At 39.6% G+C, this 15,086-nt stretch carries 8 protein-coding genes and 4 tRNA genes; all 12 read left to right on the forward strand.

Annotated elements, in window-relative coordinates:
- Nucleotides 1–2: 2 nt before the first annotated feature.
- The 12 genes from N7931_RS18110 (at nt 3) to N7931_RS18165 (ending at nt 15,086) form a co-directional block, all read left to right on the forward strand.
- Nucleotides 3–93: transfer RNA gene (locus N7931_RS18110), tRNA-Ser, on the forward strand.
- A 197-nt stretch (nt 94–290) separates the two neighbouring features.
- Complete coding sequence (locus N7931_RS18115) at nt 291–1,418, forward strand: sensor histidine kinase (RefSeq protein WP_262795757.1); 1,128 nt, start codon at nt 291–293, stop codon at nt 1,416–1,418.
- Nucleotides 1,419–1,424: 6 nt separating this feature from the next.
- Complete coding sequence (locus N7931_RS18120; protein WP_262795758.1) at nt 1,425–2,258, forward strand: LytR/AlgR family response regulator transcription factor; 834 nt, start codon at nt 1,425–1,427, stop codon at nt 2,256–2,258.
- 350 nt (nt 2,259–2,608) lie between these two features.
- Nucleotides 2,609–5,290 (forward strand): glycoside hydrolase family 16 protein, encoded by a 2,682-nt coding sequence (locus N7931_RS18125; protein WP_262795759.1) that lies wholly within the window; start codon nt 2,609–2,611, stop codon nt 5,288–5,290.
- A gap of 49 nt (nt 5,291–5,339) precedes the next feature.
- Nucleotides 5,340–8,312 carry a TonB-dependent receptor gene (locus N7931_RS18130; RefSeq protein ID WP_262795760.1) on the forward strand — a complete coding sequence of 991 codons (2,973 nt, stop codon included), beginning with the start codon at nt 5,340–5,342 and terminating at the stop codon, nt 8,310–8,312.
- Between the two features lie 115 nt (nt 8,313–8,427).
- On the forward strand, nt 8,428–10,968 hold the full coding sequence (locus tag N7931_RS18135) for a glycoside hydrolase family 3 N-terminal domain-containing protein (protein ID WP_410369362.1): 2,541 nt from the start codon (nt 8,428–8,430) through the stop codon (nt 10,966–10,968).
- Between the two features lie 391 nt (nt 10,969–11,359).
- Nucleotides 11,360–12,004: a UvrY/SirA/GacA family response regulator transcription factor gene (uvrY, locus tag N7931_RS18140; protein ID WP_262795761.1), complete on the forward strand. Its 645-nt coding sequence runs from the start codon at nt 11,360–11,362 to the stop codon at nt 12,002–12,004.
- Between the two features lie 82 nt (nt 12,005–12,086).
- A complete protein-coding gene (uvrC, locus tag N7931_RS18145; RefSeq protein ID WP_262795762.1) occupies nt 12,087–13,922 on the forward strand; it encodes an excinuclease ABC subunit UvrC in 1,836 nt (611 codons plus the stop codon).
- A 165-nt stretch (nt 13,923–14,087) separates the two neighbouring features.
- On the forward strand, nt 14,088–14,633 hold the full coding sequence (gene pgsA / locus N7931_RS18150) for a CDP-diacylglycerol--glycerol-3-phosphate 3-phosphatidyltransferase (protein ID WP_262795763.1): 546 nt from the start codon (nt 14,088–14,090) through the stop codon (nt 14,631–14,633).
- Nucleotides 14,634–14,809: 176 nt separating this feature from the next.
- A tRNA-Gly gene (locus N7931_RS18155) sits at nt 14,810–14,885 on the forward strand.
- Nucleotides 14,886–14,901: 16 nt separating this feature from the next.
- A tRNA-Cys gene (locus N7931_RS18160) sits at nt 14,902–14,975 on the forward strand.
- A gap of 24 nt (nt 14,976–14,999) precedes the next feature.
- Nucleotides 15,000–15,086 (forward strand) — tRNA-Leu (locus N7931_RS18165).

Below are 15,086 nucleotides of genomic sequence, written 5' to 3' on the forward strand. Positions count from 1 at the left end.
GCGGTGAGGTGGCTGAGTGGTTGAAAGCACTGGTCTTGAAAACCAGCGTACGTTAATAGCGTACCCAGGGTTCAAATCCCTGCCTCACCGCCATTTCTTTATTATTCCTTTGTTGTTACTCCTAATTCTATTTTCTTCAATTCTGCTAATACTTCAGCTTAGTTTTAGTTTAATTTTTCGGTCAGTATCCCTGTTATCGCAAATTTATTTCTGCTCATCTCATAATTCATATTTTTTTTAAAACATCCGTTATGTTTAAAAAATGTTGTATAGTGTAAATTCTATTTTATATGATTGATTCATCAGATATGAGTGAGCAGGCTCACGAGCAAAATATTCTTCAATTAGAGTCGCAGGCTTTTATTAGTCAACGTCGACAGTTTTGGACTTTACAAATTAGTGGCTGGATGGCCTATGCGCTTATCGTATTTTTTGCGATTGTGCACCCTCAATTTGAAGATCCTGATTTTAATTTAGCCGGACAATTACTTAATTTATTGGTAGAAACGTTAAGCGGTTTCACTTTATCTTATTTACAATGGCTGCTGATCCGCAGAATTGTTCATTTACCGCTTAAACAAACGTTGTTCCTGAGCTTTTTTTCTGCTGCTGTACTTGGTTTAATTTATAACGTAATTAAATTAAGTTGTTATAAAGTAATTGTTTATCAGCAGCACTGGAATCAGGCATGGAACATGCTGGAATTCGGCGGCTGGTTATTATTTTCGCTAACCACTATGTTTGTCTGGACTGCGATTTTTTTTATCATGCTTTACAATACCAAACTGCAAAAAGAGCATGAAATGTTATTACGCGCGCAAACATCGGCTAAAGATGCCCAGTTGCAAATGCTCAGATATCAGCTCAACCCTCATTTTATGTTCAATACCATGAACGCCATTTCTACACTTATCTATAAAAATGAAAATGATAAAGCCAATGATATGTTAGATAAGCTATGCGAATTTTTGCGTTATACGCTGGATAAAAATACCAAACCACAAACTACCCTCAATAAAGAGTTGGAGTTATTAGAGTTATATTTGTCATGCGAAAAAATCCGGTTTGGCGAACGTTTACAATTGGTTATGCAAATAGAACCGCAGGTTTTAAGCTGTAAGTTACCAAGCATGTTATTACAACCACTGGTTGAAAACTCGATTAAATATGCAATAGAGCCACGTAAAGAGGCTGGCTGTATTGAGATTACAGCAAAAGCTCAGGGGGAGCGCTTATTACTTATGGTGGCCGATAATGGCTATGGCCAGAGTGAAAAAGTGAATCAGGGATTTGGCATTGGCATGAGTAATACAAAAGCCAGATTAGATGCTATGTTTAATGGAGATTTTGAAATTCAAATGACAGAAAACGATAACAAAGGCACCAGTGTGCTGATTAATATTCCATTAGAAAAATAATTAAAGATGACAAACTTGAAAGCACTAACTGCCGTAATTGTAGATGATGAGCCTTTAGCTTTAGAAGGATTAAAACTCAGGCTAGAAAAAATTCCAGAAATTAATGTGATTGGCGAAGCGCAGGATGGCGATCAGGCGATTACACTTTGCCAACAGTTGCAACCAGATATTTTATTTTTAGATTTGCAATTGCCTGGGTTAAACGGAATTGAAATTGTGCAGGCTTTGCAAACCGATATTATGCCTTTAATTGTTTTTGTTAGTGCTTATGGTGAATATGCCATTGATGCATTTGAGCTAAATGCAATTGATTATGTGATGAAACCCGTTAATTTAGGGCGGCTGCAAAAAACGGTTGAAAAAATTATGCAGCGGGTTGAGCCTAAACATAACGAAGCTGAAAAATTTAGATTATTAAATGCATTAAAAGAAACCTCCGGTATTTCAATTAGTGAGCTAGAAGATTGGCTTAAATCAGATACGCCATTACCGACCCAATTTGCCAGCGAGCTGGTGATTAAAAATAGTGATAACGAAAAAATATTTTTATCCGTTAGTGATATTCGCTGGATAGATGCTGCCGGTGACTATATGTGTGTTCATACTCAAGGTGAAACTCATATTGTTCGTATTACAATGAAAAAACTAGAGCTGGAGCTAGATGAAAGAGTATTTAAACGTATTCATAAATCTACTTTGGTCAATATCAACTATGTGCAAAGGGTTAAAACTTTGCGTAACAGCGAGTGTATTCTTGAGCTTGGGAGTGACATTCAGTTAAAGGTGAGTCGTAATTATAGTGCCGCCATTCAGCAATTTTTAGAATCAAAACAACTCTAATCGTTTACAAGTCATAGTCTGCGTATTAAGAAATAATTAATGCAGGATAACTTAAATTTTTGGTGGGTTATCCTGCATTTTATTTTTTATCTACCATCATTTTTGCCCTTATTTTATTCCATTTTATTGGCTCGTCACCTGTTATCGTGATTATGTCTCGCTTCATCTTAATTTTTATTATTTTTAATAACTTACCGCAATAAAAAGGCTGTATAGCGCATTTGAATTGAGCTAAATTTAATTATGTATCAATATTAAATTAACAATTTAATAACTAAAAATATTCTTAATTGTTAATTAACCCTACGGTGGAAATATCAGTACACCGTTTGAACTTAGGTAGAGATATTATGAAATTAGCTGCAAAAAAATTAGCAATGGGCTGTGCAATTGCTTCTGCCAGCACTTTGCTGGGTTGTGGTGGCGGTGTAGAAACCAATACAGATACTTCTAATTACCAGCCGGAAAAATTATCCAGCGGATGGGAGCTTGTTTGGCAGGATGAATTTGACGGTGACAAAATCGATAGTAAAAAATGGAGTCACGAAGTTAACTGTGCTGGTGGGGGTAATAACGAAAGACAATGTTATACCGATTCAGCAGAAAACTCATTTGTTGCTGACGGTGCACTAAATATTGTCGCTTTACCGGCTGAAGAAGGCGCAGAAAAAGAATATACCTCGGCAAGATTAGTCACTCAGTATAAAGCCGACTTTAAATATGGCCGGTTTGAAGCCCGAGCCAAATTACCAAGTGGTCAAGGTAGCTGGCCTGCATTTTGGATGATGCCAACTAATTCTGTTTATGGTGACTGGCCACTTTCTGGTGAAATCGACATTATGGAAGCGGTTAATTTAAAAGTTGAAGATAGCGAAGGTAATGTTGAAAACCGTACCCACGGTACATTGCATTATGGTCAAGCTTGGCCAAATAATGATAGTAGTGGAAAAGAATACCAATTTCCAGATGGGGTTAATCCGGCAGATGCTTTCCATACTTATGCGGTTGAGTGGCAAGAAGGCGAAATTCGTTGGTATGTAGACGATGTTTTATTTGCTACTCAGCGTAAATCAAAAGTGCGATATAACTCTAAAGATCAGGCTGTAGGTTTAGCGCACAGAGGTTGGTATACCGAATATTATGATGCGGTGTCAGGCGAATTAACGACTCATTGGGATAGTGCGCCGTTTGATCAGAAGTTTTTTATGATCCTTAACCTAGCGGTTGGTGGCAACTGGCCGGAGAATGTTAATAATCTTGGTGTTGATGCCAGTGCTTTTGCTAACGGGCAAACCTTTGAGATTGATTATGTTCGGGTTTATCAATGCAGTCTTAATCCTGATACAGGTGATGGTTGCGGTACATTTCCTAAAAACTATTTTCTAGATGCCGAAAACGGTGGCGCTTTAGTTGAAGGGGCTGCGCCTATCCCATCTCCGCCTTCTACAGGTGTTGCCCAAAACTTAACGATTTTTGATGGTACTACCAATATTAACTGGCCCGCATGGGATTGCTGTGGCGGCTCAACGCCAGCTATTGTCAGCGATGCTGAAAAAGGCGACGTAATCGAATTTACAGTTGGTGCAACACCAACTGTAAATGGGTTTACCTCACGTGCTGAATTTATTGATCCTGAAACTGGTGGTAAAGCCAGTCCGTTTGATGCTTCACCTATGGCTGATACTGGTAAATTAAGTTTTGACATGAAAGTCACCTCAATGCCGGGTGATGCTTCTACTGCTTGGTTATTAAAAGTGGAAAGCGCAGGTGCAAGTACAGCGGCAGAGCTAAATTTATCGACCAGTAATGAGGGCACTGCACCAACCGCCGGACAATGGCAAACTTACACCTTTGATTTAAAAACTTTAGCGGATGCTGGATTAGATTTAAGTGCGATTGATGTGGTTATGGTATTTCCTGCTTGGGGTGCTGGTGAAGGCGCGGTTTATCAAATTACTAATTTTAAAATCGCATCAGATGCGAATGTTTCGCCAAAATTAACTGTATTTGAAGACGCTGCAAAAGAGACTTGGCCTTTATGGGATTGTTGTGGTGGTTCTACTCCTATGGTTGTTGATTCTACTGATGCTGAGTATGGCATGGTGGCTGAATTTGCCATTGGTGCAACGCCAACTGTCATGGGGTTTGTTTCTCGTACCGAATTTTTAGCCGAAGGGGTTAATCCAGAGCCATTTGATGCAACTGGTATTTTATCAAATGGAGTCTTCCAGTTTGATATGAAAGTGACTTCTATGCCTGCTGATAGTAGCGCACCTTGGTTTTTTAAAGTGGAGTCTGATAATGCGGCTAGTGCTGCGGATGCTCAGTTAACAGCCAGTGTTGAAGGCCATGCTCCGATTGCTGGCGAGTGGCAAACTTACACTTTTAAGTTATCTGCTTTTGCAGACGCAGGTTTAGATGTAAGTGCGATTGATGTGGTGATGATTTTTCCTGAATGGGGCAAAGGTGAAGGCGCAATTTATCAGGTAGATAACGTTAAAATTTATGATCCTAACGCATCAGAAAGTTTTGCCGGTCATGTCTTGTTTGCTGATCAGGCATTAGAGCAATGGTCAATTTGGGATTGCTGTGGCGATTCAACACCAGCCGTTGTTAACGATGATACCGCACATGGTATGGTGGCTGAGTTTGAAATTGGCGCGACACCAACAGTAATGGGCATATTGGCGGATGACGATGTTTATTTGGATGCATCTAATTTGTTAGCGAATGGCATGGTGCAATTTGAAATGAAAGTAACCTCTATGCCAAATGATACTTCGGCTGCGTGGTTATTTAAAATTGAAGCGGCAGATGCAGCAACAGCTGTAGAGCTTAATTTAACCGAAAGTGAAGAGGGCGCAGCTCCGGTTTTAGACCAATGGCAAACCTACACTTTCTCGTTACAAACTTTATTTGATGCAGGTTTAGATTTAAGTGCGATTGATGTGGTGATGGTGTTTCCGGCTTGGGGTGCAGGTGAAGGCGCTAAATACCGGATTGATAATTTTGTGATTAAAACAAAAGAATAAAAATATCAGACACTTAATTTCTATTAATCAATTTAAAGAGTAACAAATTATGAACAATACTAATTTATTTAAAAGACCACTTGCGACTTGTATTAGTGCTGTATTAGCAGTGAGTTTTAGCCATCAGGTTTTATCTCAAGAAAATGAACAGGCTGAAGTTGATGAAGTGATTTCAGTTAAAGGTATTCGTGGCAGTTTAGTGCGCTCTATGGATTTAAAGCGCGATACATTTGGGGTGATGGATGCCATTTCAGCTGAAGAAATGGGGAAATTTCCAGATACTAATTTAGCTGAGTCTTTGCAAAGAATTACCGGTGTTACCATTAGTCGCAGTAATGGAGAAGGTAGTGAAATTACAGTACGTGGTTTTGGTCCTCACTTTAATTTAGTGACCTTAAATGGTCGTCAAATGCCGGGAACTGGGTTTACTCGTTCTTTTAATTTTGAAAATTTATCTTCAGAAGGGGTCTCAACTTTAGAAGTTGTAAAAACAGCCAGAGCAGAAACACCAACCGGTGGCTTGGGGGCAACGGTTAATATTGTGACCGCCAAACCACTGCAATCGCCGGGTGAAAAATTAAGTGTCATGGGTAAGCTGATTAACGACACCTCTAATGTTGCTGGCGATGACTTTACACCAGAATTCGCCGCGTTATACAGCAATACATTTATGGATGATACATTTGGGATTTCGGCGAATTTCTCCTATCACAGACGTGATTTTCAACAACAATCAGCCAGTATTCAAGGGTGGCATGCAAATGTTGATTTGCCGAGTGAACCTTCTGGTGAAGTAATAGATCATCGCGCAACTGACGCTGACGGCAATCCCATTGCGGCATTTATTGATGACGATGGAAATGCAGTAGCAGGCCATTTTTTTCCAAAAGATATGAACTATAGCTACAGCGATGTTCAGCGTGAAAGAATTAATGGTCAAATTACTTTGCAGTACAAACCAACTGACAATTTAATTATTACCACAGATTATACTGGCTCATTAGCAACAACCGGTGTTGAAACAACGGGGTGGGGGATTTGGAATAATTTTGGTGGCAATATTAATGCCTATGAGTTGGATGAAAACGGAACTGCAATTTATGCCGATATAGCCGGTGATGATGGTTCATTTACAATGAATCGGGGAACCGTTGAGGTTGACTCACGCTCAATTGGTTTAAACCTTGATTGGCAAGCAACAGACAATATTCATGTTGAGCTTGATATGCATGATTCTGTTAGCAAAATAGATAATGGTAAAGATAAAGGGATTAAAAGTAATGGGCAAATTATTTTAGGCTCAGATAAGCTTGAAACTAAAATTTATGATTACCGAACAGGTGAAATACCTCATTTTGAAATTCTTTGGGAAAACGGAACTAACCAATTAACAGCAAGCGAAATTGATTCTAACTTTGGTCAATTTACGCATACACCAGGTGAATCAAGCGTACAACAAGTTCAATTAGACACAACTTGGACAAATCCATCATCCAGCGCTTTGGCAAAACTTAAAGGTGGGGTGTCATTTACAAAACAAGAGCTTTCTGGACAAGATAAATGGAGTGGTTTGTTAGGTAAAGCTGGGTTTAGTCCAAGTTTTGTTAATATGCTACCTGATACTATGTTTACCAAACATGATACCGGAGGTTTTTTAGACCAGTTTGCCGGTGGCGGTCATGCTTTGTCTCCAAATTATTATTACACTTATGATTTTGAGCAAGCGATAGCCATTCACGAGGCTTATTTAACCGCAGATGTTGTGGGTGAAACAGATGCTTTTGTTGCTGGTATATCCGGAATTGCGCCACGCAGTTTAGTTGAAGAAAAAACCAAAGCTGCTTATTTACAAAGCGAATGGTATTTTGATGTGGCAAATTTTCCGGTGCAGATCAATGCAGGGATCCGTTATGAGGAATCAGAGGTAATTAGCCCTTCAGAAAGCCGAATAGTTGAACAAGTGGTTTGGTCGTCAGCATCTGAGTGGATTACCCGCTTTGCCGGAAATGGTGAGCTACAAAAAGTCACTAATGAAGGTGGTTATGATGTTGTTTTACCTATGTTGGATATTAAAGTTGATTTAACTGATGATTTAGTCGGGCGCTTTTCTGCCGGTAAAAGTATGACACGGCCTGAGCTTGGTTTTTTATTAGGCGGTGCATCTTACACTGGTAGCCCAAAAATTGGAGCAAGAACCGGTAGCCGAGGTAATACTAATTTAAAACCATACTTATCGACTAATATCGATTTATCACTGGAATATTACTATGAAGACGCAAGTTATATTTCGGTTGGTTTATTTTCTAAAGAAGTTGATGATTGGATTGATTCAGCAACGGTCGATGTGACTTTAGATGGCGTTTATGATGTTTACAAAGGGCAAAGATATAATCAGGCAGTAGCTCAAATAGAAGGCCGTGGTGAGCAAGCGACAGACTCAGCAATTCATGCTCAATTGCTGGAAAATGGCCATGGTGATTCGGCTGGCGCTATTGCAGCCGACCCATCAACAGATCCTTTATTAGTTTGGTCAGTCAGTTCACCTGAAAACGTAGGAACTCGTAAAGTTCACGGTGCTGAGTTTGCGATTCAGCACATGTTTGGAGAATCAGGCTTTGGTACATCGTTAAATGCGACAATCGTTAATGGCGATGTTAAGTATCAGCCTTATATTTTAGATACTCAAACCGTATTACCTGGCATAAGTGATTCGGCTAACTTCCAGTTGTTTTATGAAAAAGATGGCTTGTCTATTAAAACCACTTATGCATGGCGTGATTCCTATTTAATTGGGCAAGGCCAGTCGCAAGGCTCATCAGAAGCACCTCCTCAGTTTGCTAAAGCTTTTGGACAATGGGATTTAAGCATTAATTATGACATTGATGAAAATTTCACTGTGTTTTTTGATGGCTTAAATATCAATAACGAAACCGAGCAAGGCTATGGACGTTTTGAGGAGCAGTTTTTATTTGCCCGTCAGTATGGTCCAAGGTACACAGTGGGTGCCCGTTATAGTTTTTAACCGCGGTACTTTATTGTAGGGGGATATTGCATTATCCCCCTTCACTCTTTTTTTAAATATTTCATCAGCGCATAACAATATTTTGCCAATTGGCTGATTTATTGAGGTTAATATTGTGAAAAAATTAAAGCAGCTTTCATTTATTGCTGCGGCTGTAGCAGGTCTTATTGCCTGTGGCTCGCAGCAAAATGAATCAAAATTACCAACTCAATCTGAACAAACTGGGCAAACTCAAATTTGGCCAAAAATTCACTCGGCAATTAAGCCCGATCCGGTTATTGAACAAAAAGTAAAAGACTTATTAGCTCAGATGACGTTAGAGCAAAAAATTGCTCAAATGATTCAACCTGAAATTCGTGATATTTCGGTTGAGGATATGCGTCAATATGGTTTTGGATCCTATTTAAATGGTGGCGGTGCGTTTCCAAACAATAACAAACATTCAACGCCGCAAGATTGGATTGAACTAGCCGAAAATATGTATCAGGCATCTGTGGATGACTCACTGGATGGTAGCCGTATTCCAACCATGTGGGGAACGGATGCTGTGCATGGTCATAATAATGTGATTGGGGCGACTTTATTTCCGCATAATATTGGCTTGGGCGCAGCTAATAACCCAGAGTTAATCGAGCAAATCGCCAAAGCAACCGCTAAAGAGGTTATGGCAACAGGCATTGATTGGATTTTTGCGCCGACTGTTGCAACGGTTAGAAATGATAGATGGGGGCGAACTTACGAAGGTTACTCAGAAGACCCAGATATTGTAAAAGTATACGCCAGCGCAATTGTCAAAGGGCTACAAGGTGATGAAAAAATTGGATTTTTAGGCGACGAACAGGTTATTAGTACGGTTAAACATTTTGTTGGCGACGGTGGTACTCAAAACGGCGTTGATCAGGGCAATAATACCGCAAGCGAAGCTGATTTATTTAATATTCATGCTCAGGGTTATGTGGGGGGATTAACGGCGGGCGCACAATCTGTCATGGCATCTTTTAATAGCTGGAATGGTGAAAAAATACATGGAAGCCATTATTTATTAACGCAAGTATTAAAAAATAAGATGGGATTTGATGGTTTTGTTGTTGGCGACTGGAATGGGCACGGGCAAATAACCGGCTGCACCAATGAAAACTGTCCGCAGGCTGCTAATGCTGGTTTAGATATTTATATGGCTCCGGGCAACTGGAAATCTTTGTATGAAAATACATTGGCGCAGGCCAAAGCCGGTATTATTCCGATAAGCCGCATTGATGACGCGGTTAGCCGAATATTAAGAGTTAAGTTTAGAGCGGGTTTGTTTGATAAACCAAGTCCGGCAAATCGAATTTTAGCGGGTAAAACCGAATTAATTGGTCACCCTGAACACCGAAAAATTGCCGCTCAGGCAGTACGGGAGTCTTTGGTTTTATTAAAAAATAATCAAAATATTTTACCCCTTAACCCTAATATGAATATTTTGGTAGCCGGCGATGCGGCAAATAATATAGGCAAACAATCAGGTGGATGGACCATAACTTGGCAAGGTACTGAAAATGAAAATACGGATTTTCCAGGTGGCAGCTCAATTTTTGATGGCATTCAAGCTCAGGTTAATGCGGCTGGTGGTTCGGTTGAGTTAAATGCACAAGGTGATTATTCACAAAAACCAGATGTCGCGATTGTTGTATTTGGTGAAGAGCCTTACGCGGAAGGGGTTGGCGACAGAGAAAACTTGGTTTATCAGCCAGATTCCAAAAGCGATTTAGCTTTACTTAACAAGCTTAAATCGGCTGGTATTCCCGTTGTTTCTGTATTTATTAGTGGGCGTCCAATGTGGGTGAATGCTGAATTAAATGCAAGTGATGCTTTTGTTGCTGCTTGGTTACCTGGCTCAGAGGGTAAGGTTGTTGCGGATGTATTATTAACCGATCGTCATGGTCAAATTCAGCATGATTTTAAAGGTAAATTATCTTTTTCATGGCCTAAACAACCAAATCAAATTGTAAACCGGTATGATGCTGATTATGATCCATTATTTGCTTACGGTTACGGTTTAACTTATCAGGATACTCAATTGATTGCTGATAATTTGGCGGAAAATTATATTAAACAACAAGATGCTGAATTTTTTGAAATATTTTCCGGTAAATTAATAAACCCCTGGTCATTTACGTTATTTAATTCAACTGCCAGTCAGTTAATTCAATCGAATACTGCAAAGCTAAATAGTATTAGTTACCGCACGATAGATAAGCGAGTGCAAGAAGATGCATTTTTAGTTGAGTTTGACGGCATTAAAAAGAGCGGAATTAAAATACAGACTGACGACAAGTCGCTATTAGATTTATCCGACAAAATACAATCTGGCAATGTATTGCATCTTAATTTAAAGCGTCAGGGTATGTTAGATAGCGCGCTGGAATTAAGTTTATTATGTGATTCAGACAACGCATGTAAATCGGTTGATATGAGCAGTCGCTTAAATCAATTAGCGGATAACCAATGGCATGATCTTTATATTCCGCTGGTTTGTTTTGATTTATCGGCAGAGCAAATCAACCAAGCAAATATTTTGCTAGCTTTAAGCTCTCAGGCTCAATTTGGTTTAGCTGTGAGTAGGATAAATTTTTTGCCAAAAACACGTCAGAGTCCCAATGTAACTTGCGATTAAGCCTTAAAACAAAACCAGTTAAGAATTCAAAAACTTAACTGGTTTTTTCTATATTTATATTAATTTAGTTATACATTCACAATCTTTATATTCAGAGTTAGAATATATCTGCAGATAAGACTTTACTTTTGTTAATAATTTGCTAACAATCACGGGTAGCAAACTGAGATTCAGTTTGGAGCCTGTTGATCTTTTGAGTACAATTTTTCAGCAGTTTGTTTGGTATTTATCCAAGGCATAGCGATTGACGTGTAGTGAGCTACATAAATGAGCTATAACACAGAAGAAATGCCAAACAAACGCTGCCTTTAGTTAGAACAAAATTTGTACATCAAACGTCAACAGGCTCCATGTTTTTTTACTTGTCCACATAATTCTTTTGGAGTTAGGCTTGATAAATATCCTTTTAGTTGATGATCATGAATTAGTGAGGACAGGGATAAGTCGTATTTTAAACGAAGTCAGAGGCATTAAAGTTGTTGGCGAAGCGCAAACCGGTGAAGAAGCGGTTAAGTTTTGTCGTGAGCACCATCCGCATATTGTATTAATGGATATGAATATGCCTGGGATTGGTGGGATTGAAGCAACCAAAAAAATTGTTCGTTTTTGTCCCGACACCAAAGTGATTTTTTTAACTGTACATGCTGAAGGTCCATTACCTTATAAAGTAATGCAACTGGGAACGGCTGGTTATTTAACCAAAAGTGCTTGCCCAGATGAAATGATCAAAGCCATCCGTTTAGTTCATTCAGGGCAAAGATATATAGCCCCAGAAATTGCGCAGCAAATAGCTTTATCTCAATTTGCCGGGCAAGATGAAAACCCATTTGACAGTTTATCAGAGCGTGAACTGCAAATAATGCTGATGATTACCCGCGGTGAAAAAGTACAAAATATTTCTGAAAAACTCAGTTTAAGTTCTAAAACCGTTAATAGTTACCGTTACCGCATGTTTGAAAAGCTTAAAGTAAGTGGCGATGTTGAACTCACTCATTTAGCGATTAAATATAATATGTTAGATACAAGCAGCTTATAACTGCTTGTTTAATCAGCCAGCTAAACTTTTCTGTTATTTCCACGTATCATATCTGTATTTTTAAGCTAAATAGGTTTTGTTTGTGGCTCAAACCGAATTTGATTACAGCGCTTTTTTAAAAAATTTAACCCAGCAGCCCGGCGTTTATCGTATGTATGATAAAGCGGGTGATGTTATTTATGTGGGCAAAGCTAAAGACCTCAAAAAGCGGGTATCATCTTATTTTCGTAGTAATTTAACCAATCAAAAAACAGTCGCTTTAGTGCGGCAGATTCACCATATTGATGTCACTGTTACACACACTGAAACCGAAGCTTTAATTTTAGAAAATAACTACATTAAGCAGTTTTTACCTAAATATAATGTGCTGCTCAGAGATGATAAGTCTTATCCTTTTATTTTGGTTTCTGATCATCAGCATCCAAGACTTGCATTTCACCGTGGGGCTAAAAAAAATGCGGGTCAGTATTTTGGGCCTTATCCATCCGGTGGTGCCGTACGTGAAAGCTTACGGGTTATGCAAAAAGTTTTTCCGGTTCGCCAGTGCGAAGACAGCTATTATCAGGCCAGAACCCGACCTTGTTTGCAATATCAGCTAAAACGTTGTCTAGCGCCTTGTGTTGACGGTTATGTCTCGGATGAGGCGTATAACGAGCAAGTACAGTTAGTGAAGCTATTTTTGCAAGGGCGCAGTCAGGAAGTGATTAATTTACTGGTGGATAAAATGGATGCTGCCAGCCAGTCACTTGCGTTTGAAAAAGCAGCACAGTATCGGGATCAGCTCGCTGCGTTGCGTAAAGTTCAGGAACAGCAATATGTGACCGGTAATCATAAAGCTTTGGATATTATCGGTTTTGCTTATCAGCATGGTGTGGCTTGTATTCATTTATTATTTATTCGTGACGGCAAAATTTTGGGCAGTAAAAGTTTTTTCCCAAAAATGCCCAAATCGTCAGAAGCTGAAGAAGTATTAACTTCGTTTGTTGCACAATATTATTTAAACCAAAATGACGGTAGGCGACCAGGAAAAGAAATTATTTTACCGCAACTGCTTTCTGAACAGACCGGTTTGCAAACAGCCATTCAAGAGCTTTATCAAGAATCCGTACAGCTGGTTGTACCCAGTCGAGGTGAAAAATATAAATATCTGCAACTGGCATCAACCAATGCGCAAAATGCGGTTAATACAAGGCTCACTGAATCTTTGTCGATGCAAAGGCGGTTTGAGGCTTTAGATTTAGCTTTAGAGTTGGCGCAGCCAATTGAGCGAATAGAATGTTTTGATATAAGCCATACAATGGGGCAACAGACAGTGGCATCTTGTGTGGTATTTAATCGCAGTGGCCCGCTAAAAACCGATTACCGTAAATATAATATTGAAGGGATCACTCCGGGTGATGACTATGCAGCTATGGCGCAAGTATTAAGTCGTCGTTATAAAAGCTCGCTGGCAGATAATAAAATACCGGATGTTATTTTTATTGATGGTGGTAAAGGGCAATTAGCTCAGGCAGAAGCACATTTTGCTAACTGGAGCGGAAAGATGCCCCTGCTTGTGGGGGTAGCTAAAGGCGTAACCCGTAAACCCGGTTTAGAAACATTAATTTTGGCGGGCAGTCATCAAACGCTTAATTTAGAATCACATTCGCCTGCGCTGCATTTAATTCAGCATATTCGTGATGAGTCTCACAGGTTTGCGATTACCGGCCACAGAGCCAGACGGCAAAAAGTGAAAACTACATCCAGTGTTGAATCTATCCCAGGTGTTGGCGCTAAGCGACGCCAAGCTTTGCTGAAATATTTAGGTGGTATGCAGGAGCTTAAAAACGCATCGGTGGATGAGATCGCCAAAGTGCCGGGCATTAGCCGCCAATTAGCAGAAACCGTTTTTTCGTATCTGCATGATAAAACACATTAAATGTTAACCGAAGTAATTAACCGGTTATGCCCAAAATAAAAGTTGGTTTAAGCCATATTTATTTTAAATGATGCTGGATTTTTGCCTATCAAGGTATTTTTCTTAAGTGCATATCCGGTTAATTAGTGCGACAATAACCAAAGTTTAAGCAATAAGATTAATTAGATGTGGAATATTCCTAATTTATTAACGGTATTTCGAATTATCTTAATCCCGTTTTTTGTTCTGTTTTTTTATTTACCCGTTGCTTGGGGCGCTTATGTTGCAGCCGGTATTTTTGCTTTAGCCGGAGCAACCGACTGGTTAGATGGTTATTTAGCTAGGCGATGGCAGCAATCTACCCCGTTTGGCGCATTTTTAGACCCAGTAGCGGATAAGTTAATGGTGGCGACAGCGCTGGGATTAATTGTTGAGCATTACAATATTTATTGGATGACTTTACCAGCCATTGTAATGGTATGTCGGGAAATTTTAATCTCCGCCTTACGTGAATGGATGGCTGAATTAGGCAAACGAGCCGCGGTTAAAGTATCCGATATTGGTAAATATAAAACCTTTGCTCAAATGGGCGCTATTTTTGGCTTATTAATGCCATTAAGCGGCATTCAATTCTGGTTTTGTGTTGCTTTATTTTATGTCGCGGTTGTTTTAACTTTTTGGTCTATGCTGATTTATTTAAAAGCGGCGTGGCCTGAATTTAAAGTCAATTAGCAACAAAACAAAGATTATCGAGAAAAACGATTATTTTTAGCTCTGATAGCTGTTATTTTGAGCGGTTAGAAAAAAGATTTAAATTAAGTATTGACTCATTCTCAATACTTTGTAAAATGCGCCTCGTTTTCAGGGACACTGTGAAATAAAAGCTTCATAGTGCTGGATGCAAATAAGCGGCTGTAGCTCAGTTGGTAGAGCACAACCTTGCCAAGGTTGGGGTCACGAGTTCGAGTCTCGTTAGCCGCTCCAAAGTTTAGCTGATTATGGCGGGTTGGCAGAGTGGCCATGCAGCGGATTGCAAATCCGTCTACCTCGGTTCGACTCCGGGACCCGCCTCCATAAACTGAAAACAAAAATTGTGTCGCCCGGGTGGTGGAATTGGTAGACACAAGGGATTTAAAATCCCTCGATCGTAAGATCGTGCCGGTTCAAGTCCGGCCCCGGGCACCA

This window comes from Catenovulum sp. 2E275 (genome assembly GCF_025515275.1).
GTDB lineage: Bacteria > Pseudomonadota > Gammaproteobacteria > Enterobacterales > Alteromonadaceae > Catenovulum.